Source organism: Janthinobacterium sp. GW822-FHT07A03 (assembly GCF_058798815.1).
In genome coordinates, this window is the sequence record NZ_JBXAKW010000003.1 from 11,989 (window position 1) to 35,739 (window position 23,751).

Here is a 23,751-nt window from a genome sequence, read left to right on the forward strand (position 1 = left end):
TCCTTGACAGCTCAGACCACTTTCACGCGCAGTTCGCCCAGGCCATCGATGGCGCCCACCAGCGCGTCGCCGCGCTGCACGGCCGCCACGCCGGCCGGCGTACCCGTGTAGATCAGGTCGCCCGGCTGCAAGCTAAAGTAGGTCGACAGGTCGGCGATGGTTTCGGCCACGTTCCAGATCAGCATGTCGATGCTGCTGCTTTGACGCAGATCATCATTCACGCGCAGGGTGATGGCAGCATGGCTGATATCGCCCGCCTGCGCAGCCGGCGTGATGGGGCCGATCGGCGCCGAGTGTTCGAACGCCTTGCCCGTTTCCCACGGACGGCCCTGCTTTTTCGCTGCGCCCTGCACATCGCGGCGCGTCATGTCCAGGCCGATCGCATAACCCCACACGTGGCTCAGCGCATCGGCCACGCCGATATCGCTGCCGCCCTTGCCGATGGCCACCACCAGCTCCATCTCGTGCTGGAAATCCTGCGTCTGCGCCGGATACGGCAGCTCGCCCGTCGTGCCGGCTAACACGGGCAGCACCGCGTCAGCTGGCTTCATGAAGAAAAACGGCGCCTCGCGGCCCGTGTGGCCCATTTCCTTGGCGTGGTCGACATAGTTGCGGCCTACGCAATAGATGCGGTGGACAGGGAAAGTATCGACGCTGCCCGTGACGGGAACGCTGGGCTGGATCGGTGCGGGAATGACATACGACATGAAAACTCCTGATCGGCACGATAAAAAGGCGGTGATGAAAAAGGGACACCGCAGTGTCCCCCATTTTACGACAACGTTACTTGAGCAGTCCCGAGCGGCTCGGGTCCGGCATGCGGATGGCAACGATGAAAGAAATCAGGCACATGATGGTGACGTACCAATAAAAATACTCTTCCACGTGCCAGGCCTTGAACTGCAGCGCCACATATTCGGCCGAACCGCCGAACATGGCGTTGGCGACCGCATACGACAGGCCCACGCCCAGCGCGCGCACTTCGACGGGGAACATTTCCGCCTTGATCAAGCCGCTGATCGACGTGTAGAAGCTGATGATGGCCAGCGCGATGATGATCAGGCCAAACGCCGCGTACGGGCTGGAAATATCCTTCAGGGCATGCATGATCGGCAACACGCACAGGGTGGCCAGGCCGCCGAAGAACAGCATCGAGGTGCGGCGGCCGATGCGGTCGGACAAGGCGCCGAACACCGGTTGCAGAATCATGTACACCAACAGCGCGCAGGTCATGACGGCGCTGGCCGTCTTGGTATCCATGCCGGCCGTGTTGACCAGGTATTTCTGCATGTAGGTGGTGAACGTGTAGAACACGAGCGAGCCGCCGGCCGTAAAGCCCAGCACGGTAATAAACGCGCGTTTGTGCTTGAGCAAACCGCGCAGGCTGCCCGCGTCCTTGTCCTTGCGTTCGCTGGCGGTGGTCGTTTCCGTCAGGGATTTACGCAGGTTCAGCGAGACGAGGGCCGCCAGGGCGCCAAAGACGAACGGGATGCGCCAGCCCCAGGCACGCAGCTCTTCCAAGGTCAGCAGTTGCTGCAAGACCACCAGCACCAGCAAGGCCAGCAACTGGCCCCCGATCAGGGTCACGTACTGGAACGAGGCGAAGAAGCCGCGCTTGCCCGATTCCGATACTTCGCTCATGTAAGTGGCGCTGGTGCCGTACTCGCCGCCCACGGACAGGCCCTGGAACAGGCGCGCCACCAGCAGCAGGAACGGCGCGAAGGCGCCGATGGTGTCATACGTCGGCATGACGGCGATCATCAGGGAGCCGCCGCACATCATCAGCACGGAAATCATCATCGACTGGCGGCGGCCGTATTTGTCGGCGATGCGGCCGAACAGCCAGCCGCCCACCGGGCGCATCAGGAAGCCGGCGGCAAAGATACCGGCCGTCTGCAGCAGCTGCGTAGTCGGGTTACCGGAAGGGAAGAAGGCGTGCGAGAAATACAGCGCGCAGAACGAGTAAATGTAGAAGTCGAACCATTCGACCAGGTTACCGGAAGAAGCGCCAATGATGGCCTTGATGCGCTGCTGGGAAGTCAGCTGCGCAACGTCATGCGGAGTATCGTGGGATGTCATATCAATCTTCTTGTTCGTGTAAAAAAGCCAACGCCAGCCAATTTGCCCGGGCTGGTTTTGCATCATACGCCCTTGATCAAGGTCAAAAAGCCGCCCGGCATACGGGTTAATACGTATCGCCGGCAACTTTTTTTTGCCTGCAGGCGCGTGGAATCAGACCCGTTCCAGCACCAGCGCGATGCCCTGCCCCACGCCGATGCACATGGTGCAGAGCGCATAGCGCCCGCCCGTGCGGTGCAGCTGGTTGACGGCCGTCATGGCCAGGCGCGCACCGGACGCGCCCAGCGGATGGCCGAGGGCGATGGCGCCGCCGTTCGGGTTGACGCGCGGGTCGTCGTCGCGCAAGCCCAGCTGGCGCAGCACGGCCAGGCCCTGCGCGGCAAACGCTTCGTTGAGTTCGATGACGTCGAAGTCGGCCAGGGTCAAGCCCGTCATGGCCAGCACTTTCAGGGTGGCGGGCGCGGGGCCGATGCCCATGATACGGGGTGCCACGCCGGCCGTCGCCATGGCCACGATACGGGCGCGCGGCGTCAGGCCAAAGCGGGCCGCGTTCGCCTCGTCGGCCAGCAGCAGGGCCGCCGCGCCGTCGTTGACGCCGGATGCGTTGCCGGCCGTGACCGTGCCATCGGCGCGCACGACGGGTTTTAATTTTGCCAAGGTATCGAGGGTGGTGGCGCGCGGGTGCTCGTCGCGGCTGACAACGAGGGGCTCGCCCTTCTTCTGCGCGATGCTGACAGGACAGATTTCGCTGTCGAACACGCCCGCCTGCTGCGCCGCCAGGGCTTTTACCTGGCTAGCCAGGGCGAACGCATCCTGGTCAGCGCGGCTGATGCCGAAGTCGCTGGCCACGTTTTCCGCCGTTTCCGGCATCGAATCGACGCCGTACTGCGCCTTCATCAGCGGGTTGATGAAGCGCCAGCCGATGGTCGTGTCTTCCATTTTCATGCCGCGCGAAAAGGCGCTGTCCGCCTTGCCCATGACGAAGGGCGCGCGGCTCATGCTTTCCACGCCGCCGGCGATCAGCAAGCCCGCCTCGCCGCTCTTGATGAAACGGGCGGCGCTGCCGATGGCATCCAGGCCCGAGCCGCACAGGCGGTTCAGGGTGGCGCCCGGCACGCTGTCGGGCAATCCCGCCAGCAAGGCGGCCATGCGCGCCACGTTGCGGTTGTCCTCGCCCGCCTGGTTGGCGCAGCCGTACAGCACGTCCGTGACGGCAGTCCAGTCCACGTTGGGGTTACGCGTCATCAAGGCACGGATGGGCACGGCGCCCAGGTCGTCGGCGCGCACGCCGGACAGGCCGCCGCCATAGCGGCCGAAGGGCGTACGCTGCGCGTCGCAAATATAAGCGTGAGTCATGTTCTTTCCTCCAAGAAAGTGATTGAATTAACGTCCGTCCGTCAGCGGCACGGCCGTCAACGCTTGCAGCTGCTCAAAACTCAAGCCATCGACCAGTTCGACGACCGTGGCACCGTTTGGCCCCAGGTCGAGCACGGCCAGGTCGCTGTAGATGCGGCTGACGCAGGCGATGCCCGTCAGCGGGTATGAGCACGCCTGCACCAGCTTGCTTTCACCGCCCTTGGTCAGCAATTCCATCATGACCCAGGTTTTTTTCGCGCCGATGGCCAGGTCCATGGCCCCGCCCACGGCGGGGATGGCGTCGGGCGCACCCGTGTGCCAGTTGGCCAGGTCGCCCGTGGCGGACACTTGAAACGCGCCCAGCACGCAGATGTCCAGATGGCCGCCGCGCATCATGGCAAAGCTGTCGGCATGATGGAAATAGCTGCCGCCCGCCAGCAGGGTGACGGGCTGCTTGCCCGCGTTGATCAGGTCGTAATCTTCCTCGCCCGGCGCGGGCGCGGGGCCCATGCCGATCACGCCGTTTTCGCTGTGCAGAATGATCTCCGCGCCGGCCGGCAAGTGGTTCGCCACCAGGGTCGGCAAGCCGATGCCCAGGTTCACGACGGCGCCCTCATGGATGTCGGCCGCCACGCGGGCCGCCATCTGGTCCCGATTCCATTTATGCATTTGATACTCCTCAAGCAGCTTTGAAGCCGGCGGGGCCGGTGGCCGTGCGCGGCACTTGCACGATGCGCTGCACGAACAGGCCCGGCGTGATGACGTGTTCGGGGTCGATGCTGCCCAGCTCAGCAACTTCATGCACGGAAGCAATGCTGACCTTGGCGGCCATGGCCATGATGGGGCCGAAGTTGCGCGCCGTCTTGCGGTAGGTCAGGTTGCCCCAGCGGTCGCCCTGCTCCGCCTTGATCAGGGCGAAGTCGGCGTGGATGGGCGACTCGAACACATACATGCGGCCGTCGATTTCGCGCGTTTCCTTGCCCTTGGCCAAATCCGTGCCATAACCCGTGGGCGTAAAGAAGCCGCCGATGCCGGCGCCGGCGGCGCGAATGCGCTCGGCTAGGTTGCCCTGCGGCACCAGTTCCAGCTCCAGCTTGCCCGCGCGGTACAGGGCGTCGAAGACGTGGGAATCGGCCTGACGGGGGAACGAGCAGATGATCTTGCGCACCTGCCCGTTTTTCAGCAGGGCAGCCAGGCCCATGTCGCCATTGCCCGCATTGTTGTTGACGATGACGAGATCGCGCGCGCCCTGGGCGATCAAGCCGTCGATCAGCTCGGCCGGCTGGCCCGCGCCGCCAAAGCCGCCAATCATGACAGTGGCGCCATCGTGGATATCGGCCAGCGCATCTAGGACGCTGGAACGCAGTTTGTCGATCATTGCGGTCTCCTACAAATCAAACCCATCGGTTATTTGTTCGCATAACGAACAAATATTCGTATTTAGAACTTATTCGTGAGAATATGCCTGTTCGGGACGCTTGTCAATTTGCCGTTTTCGCCACCGCCATGGCTATAATTGCCACCTTGCCCCATTGGAATTGCCATGACCGCACGCAGCAGCACGCCCCTTTCCACCGAAGACACCGTCGATGCCGACGTCGCGCCGCGTCCCGGCGACAGCTATGTGCAATCGTTCGCGCGGGGCCTGGCCGTCTTGCGCAGCTTCGGCGCGGACGCGCCGCAACAGACCTTGAGCGAAGTGGCGGAACGGGCGCAGCTGACGCGCGCGGGCGCGCGGCGCATCCTGCACACCTTGCTGCATCTCGGCTACGTGGAAGCGGATGGACGGCTGTTCCGTTTGACGCCCAAGGTGCTCGACCTCGGTTACGCCTATCTGTCATCCTTGCCCGTGTGGACGCAGGCACAGCCGCTGCTGGAAGAATTGATGCAGACCTTGCGCCAGTCGTGCTCGGCCACCGTGCTCGACGGCGACGATATCGTCTATGTCGTGCGCCTGTCCGCGCACCGCACCATGTCGATCAACCTGGGCATCGGCAGCCGATTGCCCGCCTACTGCACCTCGATGGGCAGGGTGCTGCTGTCGGGCCTGGCGCCCGAGGCGCTGCGCGAACGGCTGTCGAAGATGGCGCTGCTGAAGATCACGCCGGCAACCAAGGTCGATATCGACGTCTTGATGGAAGAGATTGCGCATGTACGGCGCCAGGGCTGGTGCCTGGTGCAGGAAGAGCTGGAACAGGGCTTGATCGCCCTGGCCGCGCCCGTGTTCGACCGGGCAGGCAAGGTGGTGGCGGCGATCAACGTCAGCGGCCAGACGGCGGGGCCGTCCGTGGCGCATCTGCTGGAACACAGCCTGCCGAAACTGCTGGAGACGGCCAGCCGGGTCAGCGCTCTGGTGCGGGTGCAGCAGTGATTATTTCCTGAATTTGGCGCACAGGTCCGGGCGCGGCTGCGCCGGCATCGTTTGCGTCAGGTCAAACGTGCCCTGGTAGCCGGCGGCGCCCTGTTCCAGGTAGCCGATGCTGCGCACATTCAGTTGCGGGTCGGCCAGCTTCAGCCAGCGGGGCACGCCGAGATCCTTGCGCACATGCGCATTGCCGGCGATCAGCACCACATCGCGCGGTGCCTGGTCGCGGATCAGCTTGGCCATCCAGATATCGCGCGCCACCTGGGCGCTGACGACACCGGTCATCATCATGTCGGGCAGCATATTGCAGCGGGCCGCCTGGACTTCCTTCTTTTGCCCTTCCAAGATATCGGCCGGCACGGGCGTGGCCAGGTACGTGGCGACCATGGCGGGCGGCATGGACCACTGGATACCGTCGCGCGCGATGCGCGAGGCATCGGCCGGCGACAGGTTGCCGGCAATCAAGGTCAGCTGGTAGCTGATGACGAGGTCCAGCACGGGCCGGTACATGCTCCAGTCCCAGCGCGGCTGTTCCATCACGCGGATGATGCAATCGGGGTCGGCGCAATCGCGCGCGGCGCGCGTCAGCAAGGCCTGGTTTTCGCGGTCGAACTGCTCCATGACGATCACGGGACGCCAGCCGGCCGCCAGCCGGCGCTGCAATTCCGCGACGCGCAGACGCTGGCCTTGCGCATTGTCATACACTTCACCGAGCAGCAGCACTTGCGGATTGGGCAAGGTATCGGCTACGGGCGCGGGAGCGGGCGGCGCTTCCTTCTTCAGCAAGCTGCCGCAGGCGGCCAGCGCCAGCACGCTGCACAGCAGGGCGGCGCGCGCGCCGGCACGGAAAATCACGGTCTTCATGTAAGCGGTATCCAAAGTGGCGATGCGCCAGATTGTACCGTCTCAGGCCGGCGCAGGTGCCTTGCGCCGCTCCAGCACTTCAAAGAGAAGCATGCCGGCCAGCATGGCGCCGGCAAACAACCACGCCTTCGGCTGGCCGGCCAGCAACGACACGAGGGCGGGGCCGGGACAGAAACCGGCGAGGCCCCAGCCTGCGCCAAAGGCCAGGCTGCCCAGCAGCAAGCGCCGGTCGATCCGGCGCGACGCGGGCAATTGCATGGGGTCGCCCAGCAGCGACTTGCTGCGCCGCCGCGCCAGCCAGAAGGCCGGCAGGGCCACGCCGATGGCGCCGCCCATCACCAGCGCCAGCGACGGGTCCCAGGCACCGACCAGGTCGAGGAAACCGAGCACCTTGGCCGGGTTGCTCATGCCGGAGACGATCAGGCCCAGTCCAAAGACGAGGCCGCTCAACAGGGAAAGGATCAGCTTGCTCATAAGCTTGCTCACAGATGGCGCAACAGATACACGGTGAGGAAACCGGCCGCCATGAAGGCACACGTGGCCGCCAGCGAACGGGGCGACAGGCGCGACAGGCCGCACACGCCGTGGCCGCTGGTGCAGCCGGCGCCATAGCGCACGCCCACGCCCACCAGCAGGCCCGCCGCGATCAGGGCCGGCGTACCGGCGTCGATCTGCACGGGCGGCAAGGCTTGCCACAACTGCCACAGCAGGGGCGTGCCGACCAGGCCGGCAAGAAAGGCGATACGCCAGCCCAGGTCGCCACTGCGCGGGCGCAGCAAGCCGCCGAGGATGCCGCTGATGCCGGCGATGCGGCCATTGAACAAGATCAATAGCGCAGCGGCCAGGCCGATCAGCATGCCGCCGGCCAGCGAGGCCCATGGCGTGAAGTGCTGCCAGGCGATGCTCATGGCAAGGTTCAATCCGCTTCGTCGTTGAACGGGGGGCGCGGCGCGCAAAATTGCGCGTACAGCACTTGCAGCACGGCCAGCACGGGCGCGCTGGCGACGCGGTAATAAATCTGCTTGCCGTCGCGCCGCGTGGCCACCAGCATCTCTTCGCGCAGCACGCCCAGCTGCTGCGACAGGGTCGGCTGGCCGATGCCCACTTTTTGCTCGAGGTCGCTGACGCAATGCTCGCCCTGCGATAACTGGCACAGCAGCATCAGGCGGTCGGCATTGCCCATGGCCTTGAGCAGCGAGCTGGCCTTGTAGGCCGAACCCCGCATGGCGTCGAGGTTGTATTCGGCGTGTTGTGTTGCGACTGTCTCCATCGTGCCCTCCCACAGGCGGTCATATTGATCATCATGCGATAAACAATATACTAATCAACATATTGTTTTCCTGCTGGCGATTCGCACAAAAAAACAACAGTGTTTTTGGGCGATAGCGTACTCATGCAAAGTGTGCGGCAACGATCATGTTTACGCTATCAAAATGACAAATATTCGTAATAAACAGGAAATAAACGTATCAAAATTGTCACGATCTGTGCTGTAATGGGAGAACAGCAGAAAAACCATGATACGCCCCCGTACGGGCGAATCGTCCGTCCATGCGCAAGCCGGTTTCGGCTGCGCCACGCGGTGAACAACAAGGGAGAGCAAGATGAGAATCTATCAGCCGCTCTGCGTGGCCTTGCTGGCGCTGTCGGCCAGCACGGGAAGCGTGGCGGCAGTCAGCGACACGACGGCCGGCAAGCTGCAGGAAGCCGGCGATCGCGTGACGATCGATGAAAGCATCAGCTTGAATAATAATCCCGGCTGGGAAACGCCGGACTTGCCGTATGCACGCCTGCTGGCCAGCAGCAGCGCGACGGCGGCACCGCACTGGAGCAGCGCGCGCCATGTGGCCCTGGCGCCGCCCCGGCCCATGACGGCCGCGCCCGCACAGCAAGCCAGCGTGCCGGCCCCCGTGCCGGAAGCGAGCATGTACTCGATGCTGCTGGTGGGATTGGGCCTGGTGGCCTTGAGCCTGCACGGCGAAAAACAGGAAAAATTCGATAACTGACGGCGCCGGCACTGGCAAGGCGCTGCCGCAAAACATTCCGCCTGGTGCGGAATGTTTTTTGATGGCGCCATCATTTGTCCAGCAGGCGGCAGACCCTTTCGATATTGCCCACCGGAATGCCCGACTTCAGGGCGCGCGCGATGCAGCCCGCCTTGTCCGGGCCCGAGGCGGACATGAGCACGAAGGCCGTCACCACCACGCTGATGGCGACGAGCACGATCAAGATACCTTTGACGATATCCCAGTTCATGGCGTCTCAACAATGTCATACGTCAAATCATAATAATGCTTGCCCTCCTCGATGCGGATGGCCAGGCTGCCGGTGAGCCCTTGCAACTGCCCCGTGCCCGTATCGGGCACCACCGTCACGGACAAGGCGGGCGCGCCGCGCGTCATGCTGCCGCTATGCTGCAAATAAAAACTGCCGTGGCGCCCGTCCAAAGTGCCTTCCACCCGTTCCAGCGCCACATAGCCTGCCGAACCGGTCACGCTGGCACGCGCGCTGAGCATCTCGCCCTGCGCGCTGGCGTCGAGGGCGCCGTGGTAGCGCTTGGCGAGCGACAAGCGTCCCAGCCCCGACTGCGCGGCCGTGTCCGACAAGGTTTCCGGGCGGATGGTGACGTCGAATGTCCCTGAAATGGCAGGCATCAGTGCTCCTTGGTAAATGAGGATGTGGCGGCCGCATCGGGGCCGTTCAGCAGCGCATGTAATTTTTGCATGGTGGCCCAGTTGCGCGAGGTGACGCCGTCGCCCAGCAGCACGCCCAGCGCCGCCACCACCTTGCTGGCCAGCACGCCATCGGGACACCAGGCATACGCGGCCCAGCGGCCCAGCGCCAGCGCTTCCGGCTGCCACGGCTGCTGCAACAGGGGCAGCAGGCGCTGGACATCGGCCGGATTGTTGAATACCAAGGTCAGCAAGCGGGCCGCATCGGCCGCCGGCGCCAGGGTGTTTTGTTCCACCAGCTCGGCAAACTGGCTGGCCGACAGCACCGTCACCCTGGCCGCCACGCCCAGTTTCAGCACCAGCGCTTCCTCGATGCGGGCCGCGGCCTCGGCCGGCGCCACCGCGCCGCCGTCATACACGACGTTGCCGCTGTTGAGTACCGTGCGCACCTGCGCAAAACCCAAGTCGCCCAGCAGCTTGCGCAGGTCGGCCATGGCCACGCGCTTGGCGCGGCCCACATTGATCCCGCGCAAAAGCGCCACTTGCTGACTGTTTTCTATCGGTGCCATGTTGTCTCCTTGCCTATGCCTGGCTGCTGGTGCTTTCCGGCAACGGCGTCACCGTAGGCAAACGCAGCAGGAACGTCGCGCCCTGCCCCAGCGTGCTGCTGACCGTGATGGTGCCGCCAAACTGCTTGGCAATCAAGTTGAATACGATATTCAAGCCCAGTCCCGTGCCACCCTGCCCGCGGCGCGTGGTGACAAACGGATCGAACACGCGGTCGAGCATGTCGGGCGCGATGCCGCGGCCGTTGTCGCGCACCTGCATGGCGATCGCGTCGCCGTCGCGGCGTACGCCGATATGGATATTGCCGGCCGTGTCCGCATCGAAGGCGTGCTCGACGCAGTTCAATACCAGGTTGGTCAGCACCTGCGCCAGCGCGCCCGGATAGCTGTCGAGCATGATGCCGGGCGGGCAATCGATATCGATGCTGATGCGCGTCTTTTTCAGTGTCGGCTGCAGGCTCGAGATCACTTCGCCGATATAGTCGCGCAATTCGAACAAACGGCGCGCCTCGCTGACCTGGTCGACGGCGATCTGCTTGAAGCTGTGGATCAGGTGCGCGGCGCGGTAGGCATTGTTCATGATCAGCCGCGCGCTTTCGCCGGCCGTTTCCAGGTAGCGCACGATATCGGTCTTTTTCACGCTGCCGCCAGCCACCGCCGCGCTGATGCCATCGGTGGCTTCCTTCAGCACCGAGGCGCTGGTCAGGGCGATGCCGACCGGCGTATTGATTTCATGCGCCACGCCGGCCACCAGGCTGCCCAGCGAGGCCAGGCGTTCCGATTGCAGCAGGGACTCTTGCGCGCGGCGCAGCTCGTCCATGGCCTGCGCCGTTGCCTGCTGCGAGCGGCGCGCCATGTCTTCCGCCTCGCGGCTGCCTTCGATGATGGACTTGAGCTTGCGCTGCACGGCATTGAAGCCGCGGATCACGTCACCCAGTTCGTCGCGCCGGTTTTCCGGCAGCTCTTCGACGTCATCGCTGCCGCGCGTGGCCAGGTCGAACAAGCCGTCGCGCAACTGTTTCAGGGGGCCGAAGACGATGCGCAGGCTCAGCGCCAGGGCGCCCACGAGAATGATGTCAAGCAGCAACACTTCCACCACCTTGCGCCGCACTTCGCTGCGCAGGGCCGCATCGATTTGCTCGCGGCTGAAATTGACGATGACCTTGCCCACGATCACCGGCTTGCCGCCCGTGGCGGCCGCCACGGCATCGCGGAACACGAGTGGCGCCTCGACGGGCGTGCCGCCCATGGCCACGTCCGCCTCAAGCGGCACCAGGGTGCCGGCCGCGTCGCGCACCTCGCCCGCGAACAGGCCGACCGAGGCGTCATAGACGCGGATGCCGACCAGTTCCGGCGGCAGCATTTCGGCCGCGACGATGCTGTCGACCTTGGATTTATCGAGGTCCCACAGGGCGGACGGCAAGCTGGTCTGCAAACGCGTAAGCACGCCGCTGCGCAGGCGCGCGCTGCCCGATTCGAGTTCCTTGCTCAAGGTATATTGGGTATAGCTGCCGGAAATGCCCAGCACCAGGGTGACGATCACGACAAAAAGCAGAGTCAGCCGGACTTGGATACTCACCATCAATCAACACTCCCCGGGCCAGGCCAGCCGCCGGCCCGCGGCGCGGGCGCAGATACGTCAGCAAGACAACAGCCTGATTCAAATGTACGGTATGACATGCTTATTGGCAAGATTTACAGCATCCCCACTTTCAATAGGGACTTTGATGCAGGTTGAGACATTGCGTCATGGCAATGGTAATATCCCGCAATCATCTAAGGAGTCGTCATGGCGGTCACGCATCAACATCTACCCCTGGAACAAGTTCGTCCCGGCATGATTTTGTCGGATGTCTTGCTCGATGCGCATGGACAAGTGCTGCTGCCGCAAGGCGCGGTATTGACGGAAAACATGCTGGCCCTGATGCCCCGCCACAACATCGACATGCTGCCGATCCAGGCGCCGCCCCCGTCGCCGGAAGAAATCGCCGCACAGCAGGCGGCCGACAGCGAACGGCTGGCCTACCTGTTTCGCAAGCATGACCCGGACGATCCCCTCGATGCGGCCACCACCTTGCTGCGCAGCTATGTCACGGCTTACCGACTGGGCACGGGAGAGGCCGCATGAGCACCCAGCTGACGCTCGACGATATCGTCGCCCACCTCGATGACTTGCCTTCGCTGCCCGCCGTCGTCATGGAGCTGCTCAACAGCATAGACCAGGAAGACGTCGATATTTCCGTGCTGGCAAAAAAAGTGTCGTACGACCAGGCGTTGACGGCAAAAACCCTGCGCCTGGCCAACTCGTCGCAATATGGCTTGCAAGTGAAGGCCACCACCATCCAGCAGGCGATCACCTACCTGGGCTTCCAGACCACGCGCAGCCTGATCACCTCGGCCGCCATTACGGGCTGCTTCCCGGAAGGCCGCTGCCCAGGTTTCGACGACAAGGCCTTCTGGCGCCATTCGGTAGCGACGGCCGCCTGCGCCAAGGTACTGGCGCGGCAGATCCGCTTCAACCAGGATTACGCATTCACGGCCGGCTTGCTGCACAACATCGGCCGCCTGGTGCTGGTCAGCAGCTTTCCCGCACACTACGCGCAAGTCATCGCGCACCAGGCGGCGCACGATTGCAGCCTGCTCGAAGCGGAACAGGCCGTGCTGGGCGTGGACCACGTGCAGGCGGGCGTGGCCCTGGCCGAACACTGGAATTTTTCCGACACCATGCGCCTGGCGCTGGGCAACTACCTGCAGCCGGAAGCGCCGGGCGCCGGTTTCCTGGCGGCACTGATCCACGTGGCCAATGCCGTCGTCTGCGCGCTCGACCTGGCGCAGGCGGGCGACGACATGGTGCCGCGTGTCTCGCCGGTGGCCTGGGATGCGCTGGGCCTGGGCGAAGATGCATATCTGCAACTGTTCCGCGAAACGGAGCTGCGCTACGATGAAATCACCTCGGCCTTGTTAAGCTGATGGCATCAAGCTGACTCGGCAGGCAAAGCCGCAAACGCAAACGGCTCTCGCTGCGAAGCGAAAGCCGTTATGGGTACTGCGATACATCCCTATTACCCGGTCCATGCTGCCCGGTCCACGCCAGCCTGTTGCCGCCAGCAGCTACGCAAGCGGCACAGTCAGCGCGCAACCGCCACATCAGTGCGCGTAATTCGATTCTTGCGCATCGCCGCGGTCTTCCGCTTTTGGACGGCCCTGGGCGTCGGACAAACGATACTTGGTGCGGCGGTCGCCCATCAGATCGCGCAGGTCGCGGATGCTCATGCCCGTCACTTCGTGCATGCGGATCAGCAGCGAGGCGCCGACCGGCAAGCGGTGATGACGGATCTTGCTGATGACGGGTGGCGCCACTTCAAGCAGACGCGACAGGGCTGCATCGTTCTTCAGCTGCATCTTGCTCAGCAGAATATCCAGCAGGTGGTTCGGGTTGTAACTCTCTTGCGATGCTAATGCATGATGTGCCATGATTTTTCCTCGTCTGGTGAATGTAGAAAATAATGCCGATACGAACTTAAGGCTGGCTTAGAGTGTTCAAATAAACGTCTTTGCATCGGATTCAGCCCTCCCCTCCGCCTTCCCTCCTTATCGCACTGCCTGCACAGGACTCGCACAGCCACGTCCAACCAACGTGCGCAGCTTGCCGCGTGAGTAAAAAGTACTGCAATCCACAGAAATGAATTGCATATAAAACAATATACTAGTCCAAACACGCTGCATCTGCGCCTCGCGCAAACTTCCTGATTGTTGAATATCAATCAAGCTGCTGGTTGGCTTGGCAACGATGCTATTTCAACACATTAGGATGCCAGCGGGCGCACACAAGGCTTTGCAGCAACTTGTTACAAATCAATGGTGTCGTACGGCAATAAATGCTTTTCAGCATCATCGTTCCGCGCGCCTTGTTCGCATCGCAAGCTTGTCGGCAAGGTCAGCACGACATGGCCCGTCCCGGCGATTTACGCTAAACTATGGCCTGAACTTGCAGCGAGCCTGCCACCGGGCAGCCAGAGGCGCCCGGCCGGTCATCCACCGCCTCCCGCCCCGGGCGGCGCACAGCGCAAGCCCCCTGCCCAGCTGATTTGCCGCCACACTTAGTTGTCCCACTTATTTGCCGCTACATTTACCGATAAGCATCCGACTCCATGCAGAAAAAAGTATTCATTAAAACCTTCGGCTGCCAGATGAACGAGTACGACTCGGACAAGATGGCCGACGTGCTGGGCGCCTCCGATGGCCTGGTGCGCACCGACACGCCGGAAGATGCCGATGTGATCCTGCTTAACACTTGCTCCGTGCGCGAAAAGGCGCAGGAAAAGGTGTTTTCCGACCTGGGCCGTCTGCGCGAACTGAAACTGGCCAAGCCGCACCTCTTGATCGGCGTGGGCGGCTGCGTGGCCTCGCAGGAAGGCGACGCCATCGTCAAGCGCGCGCCGTATGTCGACATGGTGTTCGGCCCGCAAACGCTGCACCGCCTGCCGCAGATGATCGAACTGCGCCGCGCCAGCGGCGATGCGCAAGTCGACATCAGCTTCCCGGAAATCGAAAAGTTCGACCACCTGCCGCCGGCCAAGGTGGAAGGTGCTTCGGCATTTGTTTCCATCATGGAAGGCTGTAGCAAATATTGCAGCTACTGCGTCGTGCCCTACACGCGCGGCGAGGAAGTCTCGCGCCGCTTCGAGGACGTGCTGACGGAAGTGGCGGGCCTGGCCGCCCAGGGCGTCAAGGAAATCACCCTGCTGGGGCAAAACGTGAATGCCTACCGGGGCGCGATGGAAGGCGGAGAGATCGCCGACTTCGCCCTGCTGCTCGAATACGTGGCCGACATTCCCGGCATCGAGCGCATGCGCTTCGTCACCAGCCACCCGAAGGAATTCACGCAGCGCCTGATCGACGCCTACGCGAAGATCCCGCAGCTGGTCGACCACCTGTACCTGCCGGCGCAGCACGGTTCCGACAAGATCCTCGGCGCCATGAAGCGCGGCTACACGGGCCTCGAATACAAATCCATCATCCGCCGCATCCGCGCCGTGCGCCCGAACATGGCCATTTCCTCGGACTTCATCGTCGGTTTCCCCGGCGAGACGCAAGCCGACTTCGACGCCATGATGAAGCTGATCGCGGACGTCGGCTTCGACAACAGCTACAGCTTCATCTTCAGCAAGCGCCCCGGCACGCCGGCCGCCAGCCTGGAAGACGACACGCCGCATGAAGTCAAGCTGGCCCGGCTGCAGCAACTGCAGGCGGCCATCGACGCCAACACGCGCAAATACAGCCTGGCCATGGTGGGCAGCGTGCAAACCATCCTCGTCGAAGGCCGCTCGAAGAAGGACACGATAGCTCGCGAGCTGCAAGGCCGCACGGAAAACAACCGCGTGGTCAATTTCGACGCCGGCCCCGACGGCTTGCACCTGGTCGGCCAGCTGGTCGACGTGCGCATCACCGAAAGCCATTCCTATACCCTGCGCGGCGAACTCGTCGCCAGCGCACCCGCATTGAAAAGAGCCAGTTGAAAACCAAAGCCCCGATACAGCCGCATTACTTCATCCCCGAGCCGCTCGACAATACGCGCCTGGCGCATCTGTGCGGCCCGCTCGATGAAAACCTGCGCCAGATTTCCGCCGCCCTCGACGTGACGATCTTCCGCCGCGGCGAGAAATTCATCGTCGGCGGCAGCAATGCCGAACGCGCCGTGGAAATCCTCGAGCAGTTCTACGCCATCGCCAACAAGGTCGTGCCGCTGGAAGAAGTGCAGCTGGCCCTGGTGGAACAGCGCGCGGGCCTGTCCGCCGCCTCGGAACACCATGCCAACGCGCCCATCAGCACCTTCGTCGAGCCGGACATCGCCAGCCCCGTGCTGAAAACGCGGCGCTCCGACCTGCGCGGGCGCACGCCGCACCAGATCGCCTATTTGCGCGACATCCTCGAACATGACATCAGCTTCGGCGTGGGTCCGGCCGGCACAGGTAAAACCTACCTGGCCGTCGCCTGCGCCGTGGACGCGCTCGAACGCGACGCCGTCAAGCGCATCATTTTGACGCGCCCCGCCGTCGAAGCGGGCGAGCGCCTGGGCTTTTTGCCGGGCGACCTGGCGCAAAAAGTCGACCCGTACCTGCGTCCCCTCTACGATGCGCTGTATGATTTGCTGGGCTTTGACCGCACGCAAAAACTGTTCGAAAAACAGGTGATCGAAATCGCCCCGCTGGCCTATATGCGCGGACGCACCCTGAACCACGCCTTCGTCATCCTCGACGAGGCGCAAAACACCACCGTCGAGCAGATGAAGATGTTCTTGACGCGCATCGGCTTTGGCAGCAAGGCTGTGGTGACGGGCGACGTGACGCAAGTCGATCTGCACAAGAGCCAGACGAGCGGCCTGATCGACGCCGTGCACGTACTCAAGGACGTGCGCGGTATCGGCTTCACGCAATTTAACAGCACCGACGTGGTGCGCCACCCGCTCGTCGCGCGCATCGTCGACGCCTATGAAACGGCGCAGGCGGCCAATGCCGACGCCGCCCAGTTACTTCCCTTATTGAAACCAGCTGCCGCCAAAAATGTCCGAAAAAAATAAACTGTCCTTGTCCGTGCAATACCCGGATGCCCGCCTGGAAACCCTGATCACGCGCCCGAAAGTGCGCCGCTGGGTGAAGGCGGCCCTGTTCGCGCCCGCCGAATTCACCATCCGCTTCGTCGACGCGGAAGAAGGCCGCAGCCTGAACCGCGATTACCGCGAAAAGGACTACGCCACCAACGTGCTGACGTTCGCCTACAACGAAGGCGAAGAATTGGCCGAGGACGAGCCGACGCGCGCCGACATCATCCTGTGCACGGACGTGCTGGAAAAGGAAGCGGCCGAGCAAAAGAAAAGCGTGGAAGAGCACACGGCCCATTTGATCGTACACGGCGTGCTGCATGCGCAGGGCTACGACCACATGGATGACGCGGAAGCGGCCGAGATGGAGGGCCTGGAAACGGACATCCTCGCCAAGCTCGGCATTACCGACCCGTACAAGGAGTAAGCACATGGGAACCTGGGCCACTGACGCCTTCGGCAACGACTACGCCATGGATTGGGCGCAGGATTTGCACGAATATAAAACACTGGAACTGGTCGAGACAACGCTCGACAACGTCATCGACAGCCAGGAAGCGGAGCTGGAAGCGCCGTTCGCCGCCGAGGCGCTGGCCGCGCTGGAAGTGATCGCGCGCCTCTTGGGCAAGCCCGGCGAGGACGATCCGGCCACGGCCGAGGTGGACGAATGGGCGGCCGCCTGCAAGAAGAAAGTCACGCCGCCGCTGCTGGAAAAGGCGCGTCTGGCGTTCGATAAAGTCAGCGCGGAAGCGTCGGAACTGCGCCAACTGTGGCAGGACAGCGAGCACTTTGCCGACTGGCAGGCCGACGTGGCAGCCTTGCGCGCGCGCGTGCTGGGCCCGGAAGCGGCGTAAAAGATCGCGCAACGGCGCACTTCAACGTATTAAATTTGCATCAAAAGCGGGGAAATCCGGTATTCCCCCACTTTTGGTGTATCCTATATCCCTTCGCAACAACGGCTCACGCCTCCTATGCCCGAGCACCCTAGTGGCGTCAGAACTGACGTCAAGCCCCACCGGTCACTGTTTGAACGCCTGACCGCACTCATTTCCCCCGAGCCAGAGAACCGTGCAGAATTGCTCGAAGTTCTACACGATGCGCATGAACGCAAGCTGATCGACGCCGACGCCCTGTCGATGATCGAAGGCGTGTTCCAGGTGTCGGATCTCTGCGCGCGCGACATCATGATTCCCCGTTCGCAAATGGATGTCATCGACATCAGCAAGCCGATCGAGGAATGGATGCCGGAAGTCCTGTCGACCGCCCACTCGCGCTTCCCCGCGATCGAAGGCGAGCGCGACAAGGTCATCGGCATCCTGCTGGCGAAAGACTTGCTGCGTTATTACGCAGAAGAAACTTTCGACGTCCGTGACATGCTGCGCCCCGCCATCTTCATCCCCGAATCGAAACGCCTGAATGTGCTGCTGCGCGATTTCCGCGCCAACCACAATCACATGGCCATCGTCGTCGATGAATACAGCGGCGTCGCCGGCCTGATCACCATCGAAGACGTGCTGGAACAGATCGTCGGCGACATCGAGGACGAATACGACTTCGACGAAGCCGAGGACAATATCCTCTCGCTCAAGGAAGGCCAGTTCGGCCCCCGCTGGCGCGTCAAGGCGCTGACCGAGATCGAACAGTTCAACGAAGAAGTGGGCAGCCACCTGGTGGACGACGACGTCGACACCATCGGCGGCCTGGTCTCGAAGTACCTGGGCCGCATGGCGCACAAGGGCGACATCTTCGACCTGGGCAATCTGCGTTTCGAGGTGCTGCGCGCCGATGCGCGCCAGGTGCACGTGCTGCTCGTCGAGCGCCTGCCCAACGTGCCGGAACTGGAACTCTGACATGCGCGTGCTGTAAATGCGTTTCAGACGCGCCGACCCCAACGCCCCCGCCAAACCGCCCCGCAGCACCTGGGCGCGCATGCTGACTGCCGCCGTCGCCGGCGCCGTCGCCGTGCTGGCGTTCGCCCCTTTCGGCTACTGGCCGCTGCAAATCCTCAGCCTGGGCGTGCTGTTCTACCAAGTGCTGCGCGCGGCGAACGTCAAGGCCGGCGCGCTGATCGGCTGGGCCTACGGCTTCGGCTGGTGCGCGGCCGGCACGCACTGGCTGTATATCTCGATGCACCGCTATGGCGACATGGCCGCGCCGATCGCCGCCATCGCCGTGGCCCTGCTGGCCCTCTTGATGGCCATCTACGTGGCCCTGGCCATGGGCGCGGCCGCCTGGCTGCGCCAGCGCTGGGTGCTGTCCCTGCCCGCCATGACCTTGCTGGTGCTGCCTGCCACGTGGACGCTGTTCGAATGGACGCGCGGCTGGCTGTTTACGGGTTTCCCGTGGCTGGCCACGGGCTATGCCCACAATACCAGCCCGCTGGGCGGCTTTGCCCCCATCGTCGGATCGTACGGCCTGGGCTGGCTGGCGGCGCTGTCCGCCGGCGCCCTGCTGTTGCTCACGCATCGCACGCGCTGGAGCGCGCTGGGGGGCGTGATCGCGCTGTATGCGGCCGGCGTTGGCCTGCAATACGTGAACTGGACCCACCCGGTCGGGCGCCCGATCACCGTGCGCCTGCTGCAGGGGAATGTGCCGCAGCAGCAGAAATTCGACCCCGGCTTCGTGCTCGGCGCCCTGCAGATGTACCAGAGCGCCATCACCAGCGCGCCGGCCGACCTGATCGCCACGCCGGAAACGGCCGTCACCGTGCTGCCGCACCAGCTGCCGCCCGGCTATCTGGATAGCCTGGCGACGTATGCGCAGCAGACGGGCAGCACGATTTTGGTCGGCATGCCCGTGCTCGACGAGCAGCAGCGCTTCTACAATGCGGCCGTGGGCATCACGCCCAACGGCACGCCGGGACCGTACTACCAGTACCGCAAGCACCATCTGGTGCCGTTCGGCGAATTCGTGCCGCCTGGCCTGCACTGGTTCGTCGCCATGATGGCCATCCCGCTGGGCGACATGGGCCGCGGCGCCGAGGTGCAGGCGCCGCTGCAGGTACGCGACCAGCTGGTGCTGCCGAATATCTGCTACGAAGACCTGTTTGGCGAAGAAATCGCCGGCCAGCTGGCCAGCGCCCACCGCCACGGCAAGCAATCGGCCTCCGTGCTGCTGAATATCTCGAACCTGGCCTGGTTTGGCGACTCGATCGCCATCCCCCAGCATCTGCAGATTTCGCAGATGCGCAGCCTGGAAACGGGCCGCCCTATGCTGCGCTCGACGAACACGGGCGCCACCGCCGTCATTGACGGCAAGGGCGTGGTGCAAAGCCTGCTGCCGCCGGAACAGCAAGCCACGCTGGCGGCCAAGGTGCAAGGCATGGGCGGCATGACGCCATACATTCTGTACGGCAATAAACTGGTGCTGGCACTGGCCGCGCTGGCCCTGCTGACGGCCTTCCTGCTGTCGCGCGCCGCGCGCCGTAGCCGCGCCGCGCAGCAATAAGCGGCCGATATTGCCCGAAGAGTCACAGTGGGCGCATAAAAACCGCTAAAATTAGCAAAACCCCGGCCCGGACGCGCTTGTTAGCAACGTGCGGGCTTCAAGCAAACCTTAACAGCGCGCAGTCTCCCGCGCGGCGAACTCATACGATGCTCACATTTCAACAAATTATCCTGACCTTGCAAACCTATTGGGACAAGCAAGGTTGCGCCCTGCTCCAGCCCTACGACATGGAAGTCGGCGCCGGCACCTTCCACACCGGCACCTTCCTGCGCGCGATCGGCCCGGAACCGTGGCGCGCCGCGTATGTGCAGCCGTCGCGCCGCCCGAAAGATGGCCGCTATGGCGAAAACCCGAACCGCATGCAGCACTACTACCAGTACCAGGTGGTGCTCAAGCCCGCGCCGGAAAACATCCTCGACCTGTATCTGGGTTCGCTGGCCGCGCTGGGCCTGGACTTGAAGCAGAATGACGTGCGCTTCGTCGAAGACGACTGGGAAAGCCCGACCCTGGGCGCCTGGGGCCTGGGCTGGGAAGTCTGGCTGAACGGCATGGAAGTGACCCAATTTACCTACTTCCAGCAAGTGGGCGGCCTCGATTGCAAGCCCGTGCTGGGCGAGATCACGTACGGCATCGAACGCCTGGCCATGTACCTGCAGGGCGTGGAAAACGTGTATGACCTGGTGTGGACCGAGTGGGAAGAGAACGGCACCACGAAAAAACTGACCTACGGCGACGTCTTCCACCAGAACGAAGTGGAGCAATCGACCTACAACTTCGAGCACGCGAATACGGACTTGCTGTTTGAACAGTTCGGCAACTACGAAGCGGAAGCGAAGCGCCTGATCGAGCTGCAACTGACCCTGCCCGCCTACGAAAAGATCATGAAGGCCTCGCACAGCTTCAATATGCTGGACGCGCGCGGCGCCATCTCGGTGACGGAACGCGCCGCCTACATCGGCCGCGTGCGCACCCTGTCGCGCCTGGTGGCGCAAGCGTACTACGACTCGCGCGAGCGCCTCGGTTTCCCGATGCTGCCCGCCGCAGACCAAGCCGCCGCCTAATTCGAGCCTCTACACCGCCGTACCTGACAAGAACACCATGAACCAAACACTGCTCATCGAACTGCTGACCGAAGAACTGCCGCCGAAAGCGCTGGCCAAACTGGGCGCCGCCTTCACGGCCGGCATCGTCAACGGCCTGAAAGCGCGCGACTTCCTGGAGGCCGACAGCGTCGCCACCAGCTACGCCTCGCCGCGCCGCCTGGCCGTCTCCATCACCAACGTGCGCGAAGTCTCGCCCGATAAATCGATCCGCGAAAAAGTCTTGCCCGTCTCCGTGGCGCTGGACGCGAACGGCAACGGCACGCCGCCACTGGCCAAGAAACTGGCCGCGCTGGGCTTCCCCGATCTGACGGTGGCCGAGCTGGAACGCGCCGCCGACGGCAAGGCGGAAAGCTTCTTCTACACCTACACGGCGCCGGGCAGCAAACTGGAAACGGGCGCGCAAGCGGCCTTGACCGAGTCCTGCGCCAAGCTGCCGATTCCAAAGCTGATGAGCTATCAGCGCCCGGACGGCACCACCGTGCAATTCGTGCGCCCGGCCCACAGCCTGATCGCCCTGCACGGCATCAATATCCTGCCATTGACCCTGCTGGGCTTGAGCGCCGGCCGCACCACACTGGGCCACCGCTTCCTCACCGACGGCGAGCCGATCAGCATCGCGCACGCGGAAAACTATGCGCCGTCGCTGATCCTCAACGCCAGCGTCATCGCCAGCAACGAGGAACGCAAGGAGCGCATCCGCGCCCAGCTGCTGGACAAGGCCGGCGCCGACCAGGTGCTGATGCCCGAAGCGCTACTCGATGAAGTCACCGCCCTGGTCGAATGGCCGGTCGTGTATGAATGCCACTTCGAGGAAGAATTCCTGGCCGTGCCGCAGGAATGCCTGATCCTGACCATGCAGACGAACCAGAAATACTTCGCCCTGACGGACAGCGAAGGCAAGCTGCGCTCGCGCTTCCTGATCGTCTCGAACATCGAGACGGACACGCCCGAGCACATCATCGGCGGCAACGAGCGCGTCGTGCGCCCGCGCCTGTCCGACGCCAAATTCTTCTTCGAGCAAGACAAGAAGAAGACGCTGGCATCGCGCCTGCCGCTGCTGGCCAACGTGGTCTACCACAACAAGCTGGGCACGCAAGCGGCACGCACAGAGCGCGTCAAGTCGCTGGCCGGCGCCATCGCCGCCAAATTGAATTACGACGTGGCCCTGGCCGAACGGGGCGCACTGCTGGCCAAGGCCGATCTGCTGACCGACATGGTGGGCGAATTCCCCGAACTGCAAGGCATCATGGGCACGTACTACGCGCGCCATGACGGCGAACCGGAAGAAGTGGCGCTGGCCGCCTCCGAACACTACCAGCCACGCTTTGCGGGCGACAGCCTGCCGTCCACCGCCACCGGCACCGCCGTGGCCCTGGCCGACAAGCTGGAAACCCTGGTCGGCATCTGGGCCATCGGCCTGGCGCCGACGGGCGACAAGGACCCGTTCGCGCTGCGCCGCCATGCCCTGGGCGTGCTGCGCATGCTGCTGGAAAAACGCCTGCCCTTGTCGATTCAGGGCTTGCTGGGCGACGCGGCCGCGCAATTTGCCGCCGTTCCAGGCTTCAAGGACCCGGTCGCGGATGTGACCACCTTCATGCTGGACCGCCTGCGCGGCATCCTGCGCGAGCGCGGTTTCTCGCCGAATGAAATCGAAGCCGTCGTGGCGCAAAATCCCGACCGCCTGGACGACATCGTGCAGCGCCTGGAAGCCGTGCAGGCGTTTGCCGCGCTGCCAGAAAGCGCCTCGCTGGCAGCGGCCAACAAGCGCATCACGAACATCCTGAAAAAGAACGAGGAAGCCGTGAGCCAGGTCGCCGCCGGCGGCGTCAACGTGGCGCTGCTGCAGGACGAGGCGGAGAAAAAACTGGCCGCCGCCGTCTCGCGCGTGCAGCCGGAAGTCGACGCGGCCTTTGCCAAGGGCGATTTCACCAGCACCCTGCAAACCCTGGCGCAGCTGCGCGACGACGTCGACGGCTTCTTCAACGACGTGATGGTGATGGCCGAGGATGTCGCCCTGCGCAACAACCGTCTGGCACTGCTGTCGTCCTTGCACGGCATGATGAACCGCGTGGCCGACATTTCCAAGCTGGCGGCATAATGGGCACTCCGGCGCTGAAACTGATTATTCTCGACCGCGACGGCGTCATTAATCATGACTCGCCGGACTTCATCAAGTCGCCGGCCGAATGGCTGCCGATCCCCGGTTCGCTCGAAGCGATCGCCCGCCTGAACCAGGCCGGCTATCGCGTGGTGATCGCCTCGAACCAATCGGGCATCGCGCGCGAATATTTCGACATGACGGTGTTGAACGCGATCCACCAGAAGATGCACACGCTGGCGCAGCAGGTGGGCGCCGACATCGATGCCATCTTCTTTTGCCCGCATGCGGGCGCGGACAATTGCGACTGCCGCAAGCCGAAACCGGGCATGTTCCATGAAATCTCGCAGCGCTACAACACCAGCCTGCGAGGCGTGCCCACCGTCGGCGATTCGCTGCGCGACCTGCAGGCCGGCTTCATCAGCGGCTGCATGCCCTACCTGGTCTTGACGGGCAAGGGCGAAAAAACCAACGAAACGGGTGGCCTGCCGCCTGGCACCCTGGTCTTCTCCGACCTGGCCGCCGTCGTCAGCCACCTGCTCAAGGCGCCCGCGGCACCAGCGCCCACCGTGGCCTTCAGCATCTAATCTTCGGAGAACC

Annotated in this window: 27 protein-coding genes; 13 read left to right on the top strand and 14 right to left on the bottom strand. The window is 63.5% G+C overall.

Annotated elements, in window-relative coordinates:
- Positions 1-11: 11 nt before the first annotated feature.
- The 5 genes from AC1RJW_RS09620 to AC1RJW_RS09640 form a co-directional block, all read right to left on the bottom strand.
- A complete protein-coding gene (locus AC1RJW_RS09620) occupies positions 12-707 on the bottom strand; it encodes a fumarylacetoacetate hydrolase family protein (RefSeq protein WP_493044738.1) in 696 nt (231 codons plus the stop codon).
- A gap of 76 nt (positions 708-783) precedes the next feature.
- Positions 784-2,079, bottom strand: a complete 1,296-nt coding sequence (locus tag AC1RJW_RS09625; RefSeq protein WP_101484721.1) for an MFS family transporter — start codon at positions 2,077-2,079, stop codon at positions 784-786.
- Positions 2,080-2,232: 153 nt separating this feature from the next.
- Entirely contained in the window at positions 2,233-3,435 is a 1,203-nt protein-coding gene (gene pcaF, locus AC1RJW_RS09630; RefSeq protein WP_493044739.1) for a 3-oxoadipyl-CoA thiolase, read from the bottom strand.
- Positions 3,436-3,462: 27 nt separating this feature from the next.
- On the bottom strand, positions 3,463-4,104 hold the full coding sequence (locus AC1RJW_RS09635) for a 3-oxoacid CoA-transferase subunit B (protein ID WP_493044740.1): 642 nt from the start codon (positions 4,102-4,104) through the stop codon (positions 3,463-3,465).
- A 10-nt stretch (positions 4,105-4,114) separates the two neighbouring features.
- Entirely contained in the window at positions 4,115-4,813 is a 699-nt protein-coding gene (locus AC1RJW_RS09640; protein WP_493044741.1) for a 3-oxoacid CoA-transferase subunit A, read from the bottom strand.
- Positions 4,814-4,978: 165 nt separating this feature from the next.
- On the opposite strand from AC1RJW_RS09640, the gene AC1RJW_RS09645 reads away from it, so the two are divergent.
- The gene (locus tag AC1RJW_RS09645; RefSeq protein ID WP_493044742.1) at positions 4,979-5,806 is read left to right on the top strand and encodes an IclR family transcriptional regulator domain-containing protein; all 828 of its coding nucleotides are present in this window, start codon (positions 4,979-4,981) and stop codon (positions 5,804-5,806) included.
- On the opposite strand, the gene AC1RJW_RS09650 is transcribed toward AC1RJW_RS09645, so the two are convergent.
- From AC1RJW_RS09650 to AC1RJW_RS09665, 4 genes are read right to left on the bottom strand one after another with little or no spacing between them, the layout of a single operon-like run.
- Complete coding sequence (locus AC1RJW_RS09650; protein WP_493044743.1) at positions 5,807-6,664, bottom strand: ChaN family lipoprotein; 858 nt, start codon at positions 6,662-6,664, stop codon at positions 5,807-5,809.
- Positions 6,665-6,706: 42 nt separating this feature from the next.
- Complete coding sequence (locus AC1RJW_RS09655; RefSeq protein WP_493044744.1) at positions 6,707-7,138, bottom strand: DUF6691 family protein; 432 nt, start codon at positions 7,136-7,138, stop codon at positions 6,707-6,709.
- Positions 7,139-7,146: 8 nt separating this feature from the next.
- Positions 7,147-7,572 (bottom strand): YeeE/YedE family protein, encoded by a 426-nt coding sequence (locus AC1RJW_RS09660; protein WP_493044745.1) that lies wholly within the window; start codon positions 7,570-7,572, stop codon positions 7,147-7,149.
- A gap of 8 nt (positions 7,573-7,580) precedes the next feature.
- Entirely contained in the window at positions 7,581-7,934 is a 354-nt protein-coding gene (locus tag AC1RJW_RS09665; protein WP_070310209.1) for an ArsR/SmtB family transcription factor, read from the bottom strand.
- A gap of 334 nt (positions 7,935-8,268) precedes the next feature.
- On the opposite strand from AC1RJW_RS09665, the gene AC1RJW_RS09670 reads away from it, so the two are divergent.
- On the top strand, positions 8,269-8,670 hold the full coding sequence (locus AC1RJW_RS09670) for a hypothetical protein (RefSeq protein WP_493044746.1): 402 nt from the start codon (positions 8,269-8,271) through the stop codon (positions 8,668-8,670).
- Positions 8,671-8,740: 70 nt separating this feature from the next.
- Here the strand turns inward: AC1RJW_RS09670 and AC1RJW_RS09675 are convergent, their stop codons facing one another.
- Genes AC1RJW_RS09675 through AC1RJW_RS09690 form a run of 4 tightly spaced genes read right to left on the bottom strand, consistent with a single transcriptional unit; the run spans position 8,741 to position 11,484 of the window.
- Positions 8,741-8,920 carry a hypothetical protein gene (locus AC1RJW_RS09675; RefSeq protein WP_326459643.1) on the bottom strand — a complete coding sequence of 60 codons (180 nt, stop codon included), beginning with the start codon at positions 8,918-8,920 and terminating at the stop codon, positions 8,741-8,743.
- Positions 8,917-9,318, bottom strand: a complete 402-nt coding sequence (locus AC1RJW_RS09680; RefSeq protein ID WP_493044747.1) for a DUF3224 domain-containing protein — start codon at positions 9,316-9,318, stop codon at positions 8,917-8,919. The genes AC1RJW_RS09675 and AC1RJW_RS09680 overlap by 4 nt, the downstream gene beginning before the upstream one ends.
- The gene (locus AC1RJW_RS09685) at positions 9,318-9,905 is read right to left on the bottom strand and encodes a DUF1697 domain-containing protein (protein WP_493044748.1); all 588 of its coding nucleotides are present in this window, start codon (positions 9,903-9,905) and stop codon (positions 9,318-9,320) included. Before AC1RJW_RS09685 ends, AC1RJW_RS09680 begins: the two co-directional genes overlap by 1 nt.
- A 13-nt stretch (positions 9,906-9,918) precedes the next feature.
- Positions 9,919-11,484 (bottom strand): sensor histidine kinase, encoded by a 1,566-nt coding sequence (locus tag AC1RJW_RS09690; protein WP_493045142.1) that lies wholly within the window; start codon positions 11,482-11,484, stop codon positions 9,919-9,921.
- Positions 11,485-11,691: 207 nt separating this feature from the next.
- Between AC1RJW_RS09690 and AC1RJW_RS09695 the strand changes: the two genes are divergently transcribed.
- A complete protein-coding gene (locus AC1RJW_RS09695) occupies positions 11,692-12,030 on the top strand; it encodes a hypothetical protein (RefSeq protein WP_046684193.1) in 339 nt (112 codons plus the stop codon).
- On the top strand, positions 12,027-12,872 hold the full coding sequence (locus tag AC1RJW_RS09700) for an HDOD domain-containing protein (protein ID WP_493044749.1): 846 nt from the start codon (positions 12,027-12,029) through the stop codon (positions 12,870-12,872). Before AC1RJW_RS09695 ends, AC1RJW_RS09700 begins: the two co-directional genes overlap by 4 nt.
- Positions 12,873-13,049: 177 nt before the next feature.
- Here the strand turns inward: AC1RJW_RS09700 and AC1RJW_RS09705 are convergent, their stop codons facing one another.
- Positions 13,050-13,376 carry a hypothetical protein gene (locus AC1RJW_RS09705; RefSeq protein ID WP_034746769.1) on the bottom strand — a complete coding sequence of 109 codons (327 nt, stop codon included), beginning with the start codon at positions 13,374-13,376 and terminating at the stop codon, positions 13,050-13,052.
- A gap of 677 nt (positions 13,377-14,053) precedes the next feature.
- On the opposite strand from AC1RJW_RS09705, the gene miaB reads away from it, so the two are divergent.
- The 9 genes from miaB (at position 14,054) to gmhB (ending at position 23,738) form a co-directional block, all read left to right on the top strand.
- Positions 14,054-15,421, top strand: coding sequence for a tRNA (N6-isopentenyl adenosine(37)-C2)-methylthiotransferase MiaB (gene miaB, locus AC1RJW_RS09710; RefSeq protein ID WP_493044750.1), 1,368 nt, complete (start codon positions 14,054-14,056; stop codon positions 15,419-15,421).
- Positions 15,418-16,482, top strand: coding sequence for a PhoH family protein (locus AC1RJW_RS09715; RefSeq protein WP_493044751.1), 1,065 nt, complete (start codon positions 15,418-15,420; stop codon positions 16,480-16,482). Before miaB ends, AC1RJW_RS09715 begins: the two co-directional genes overlap by 4 nt.
- Positions 16,466-16,930 carry an rRNA maturation RNase YbeY gene (ybeY, locus tag AC1RJW_RS09720; protein WP_493044752.1) on the top strand — a complete coding sequence of 155 codons (465 nt, stop codon included), beginning with the start codon at positions 16,466-16,468 and terminating at the stop codon, positions 16,928-16,930. Before AC1RJW_RS09715 ends, ybeY begins: the two co-directional genes overlap by 17 nt.
- Before the next feature lie 4 nt (positions 16,931-16,934).
- Positions 16,935-17,357 (top strand): DUF4259 domain-containing protein, encoded by a 423-nt coding sequence (locus tag AC1RJW_RS09725; RefSeq protein ID WP_493044753.1) that lies wholly within the window; start codon positions 16,935-16,937, stop codon positions 17,355-17,357.
- 117 nt (positions 17,358-17,474) lie between these two features.
- Positions 17,475-18,353, top strand: a complete 879-nt coding sequence (locus AC1RJW_RS09730) for a CorC family transporter (RefSeq protein ID WP_034746750.1) — start codon at positions 17,475-17,477, stop codon at positions 18,351-18,353.
- 16 nt (positions 18,354-18,369) lie between these two features.
- Positions 18,370-19,950, top strand: coding sequence for an apolipoprotein N-acyltransferase (lnt, locus tag AC1RJW_RS09735; protein WP_493044754.1), 1,581 nt, complete (start codon positions 18,370-18,372; stop codon positions 19,948-19,950).
- A 146-nt stretch (positions 19,951-20,096) separates the two neighbouring features.
- Complete coding sequence (gene glyQ, locus AC1RJW_RS09740; protein ID WP_319990729.1) at positions 20,097-21,011, top strand: glycine--tRNA ligase subunit alpha; 915 nt, start codon at positions 20,097-20,099, stop codon at positions 21,009-21,011.
- Between the two features lie 37 nt (positions 21,012-21,048).
- Positions 21,049-23,151: a glycine--tRNA ligase subunit beta gene (gene glyS, locus AC1RJW_RS09745; protein WP_493044755.1), complete on the top strand. Its 2,103-nt coding sequence runs from the start codon at positions 21,049-21,051 to the stop codon at positions 23,149-23,151.
- Positions 23,151-23,738, top strand: a complete 588-nt coding sequence (gmhB, locus tag AC1RJW_RS09750; protein ID WP_493044756.1) for a D-glycero-beta-D-manno-heptose 1,7-bisphosphate 7-phosphatase — start codon at positions 23,151-23,153, stop codon at positions 23,736-23,738. Before glyS ends, gmhB begins: the two co-directional genes overlap by 1 nt.
- The last annotated feature ends 13 nt before the right edge of the window (positions 23,739-23,751 follow it).

Excerpts from the sequence above, each read along its gene's own strand:
- AC1RJW_RS09620 (WP_493044738.1), bottom strand. The coding sequence starts at position 707 with ATGTCGTATGTCATTCCCGCACCGATCCAGCCCAGCGTTCCCGTCACG.
- AC1RJW_RS09625 (WP_101484721.1), bottom strand. The coding sequence starts at position 2,079 with ATGACATCCCACGATACTCCGCATGACGTTGCGCAGCTGACTTCCCAG.
- pcaF (WP_493044739.1), bottom strand. The coding sequence starts at position 3,435 with ATGACTCACGCTTATATTTGCGACGCGCAGCGTACGCCCTTCGGCCGC.
- AC1RJW_RS09635 (WP_493044740.1), bottom strand. The coding sequence starts at position 4,104 with ATGCATAAATGGAATCGGGACCAGATGGCGGCCCGCGTGGCGGCCGAC.
- AC1RJW_RS09640 (WP_493044741.1), bottom strand. The coding sequence starts at position 4,813 with ATGATCGACAAACTGCGTTCCAGCGTCCTAGATGCGCTGGCCGATATC.
- AC1RJW_RS09645 (WP_493044742.1), top strand. The coding sequence starts at position 4,979 with ATGACCGCACGCAGCAGCACGCCCCTTTCCACCGAAGACACCGTCGAT.
- AC1RJW_RS09650 (WP_493044743.1), bottom strand. The coding sequence starts at position 6,664 with ATGAAGACCGTGATTTTCCGTGCCGGCGCGCGCGCCGCCCTGCTGTGC.
- AC1RJW_RS09655 (WP_493044744.1), bottom strand. The coding sequence starts at position 7,138 with ATGAGCAAGCTGATCCTTTCCCTGTTGAGCGGCCTCGTCTTTGGACTG.
- AC1RJW_RS09660 (WP_493044745.1), bottom strand. The coding sequence starts at position 7,572 with ATGAGCATCGCCTGGCAGCACTTCACGCCATGGGCCTCGCTGGCCGGC.
- AC1RJW_RS09665 (WP_070310209.1), bottom strand. The coding sequence starts at position 7,934 with ATGGAGACAGTCGCAACACAACACGCCGAATACAACCTCGACGCCATG.
- AC1RJW_RS09670 (WP_493044746.1), top strand. The coding sequence starts at position 8,269 with ATGAGAATCTATCAGCCGCTCTGCGTGGCCTTGCTGGCGCTGTCGGCC.
- AC1RJW_RS09675 (WP_326459643.1), bottom strand. The coding sequence starts at position 8,920 with ATGAACTGGGATATCGTCAAAGGTATCTTGATCGTGCTCGTCGCCATC.
- AC1RJW_RS09680 (WP_493044747.1), bottom strand. The coding sequence starts at position 9,318 with ATGCCTGCCATTTCAGGGACATTCGACGTCACCATCCGCCCGGAAACC.
- AC1RJW_RS09685 (WP_493044748.1), bottom strand. The coding sequence starts at position 9,905 with ATGGCACCGATAGAAAACAGTCAGCAAGTGGCGCTTTTGCGCGGGATC.
- AC1RJW_RS09690 (WP_493045142.1), bottom strand. The coding sequence starts at position 11,484 with ATGGTGAGTATCCAAGTCCGGCTGACTCTGCTTTTTGTCGTGATCGTC.
- AC1RJW_RS09695 (WP_046684193.1), top strand. The coding sequence starts at position 11,692 with ATGGCGGTCACGCATCAACATCTACCCCTGGAACAAGTTCGTCCCGGC.
- AC1RJW_RS09700 (WP_493044749.1), top strand. The coding sequence starts at position 12,027 with ATGAGCACCCAGCTGACGCTCGACGATATCGTCGCCCACCTCGATGAC.
- AC1RJW_RS09705 (WP_034746769.1), bottom strand. The coding sequence starts at position 13,376 with ATGGCACATCATGCATTAGCATCGCAAGAGAGTTACAACCCGAACCAC.
- miaB (WP_493044750.1), top strand. The coding sequence starts at position 14,054 with ATGCAGAAAAAAGTATTCATTAAAACCTTCGGCTGCCAGATGAACGAG.
- ybeY (WP_493044752.1), top strand. The coding sequence starts at position 16,466 with ATGTCCGAAAAAAATAAACTGTCCTTGTCCGTGCAATACCCGGATGCC.
- AC1RJW_RS09725 (WP_493044753.1), top strand. The coding sequence starts at position 16,935 with ATGGGAACCTGGGCCACTGACGCCTTCGGCAACGACTACGCCATGGAT.
- AC1RJW_RS09730 (WP_034746750.1), top strand. The coding sequence starts at position 17,475 with ATGCCCGAGCACCCTAGTGGCGTCAGAACTGACGTCAAGCCCCACCGG.
- lnt (WP_493044754.1), top strand. The coding sequence starts at position 18,370 with ATGCGTTTCAGACGCGCCGACCCCAACGCCCCCGCCAAACCGCCCCGC.
- glyQ (WP_319990729.1), top strand. The coding sequence starts at position 20,097 with ATGCTCACATTTCAACAAATTATCCTGACCTTGCAAACCTATTGGGAC.
- glyS (WP_493044755.1), top strand. The coding sequence starts at position 21,049 with ATGAACCAAACACTGCTCATCGAACTGCTGACCGAAGAACTGCCGCCG.
- gmhB (WP_493044756.1), top strand. The coding sequence starts at position 23,151 with ATGGGCACTCCGGCGCTGAAACTGATTATTCTCGACCGCGACGGCGTC.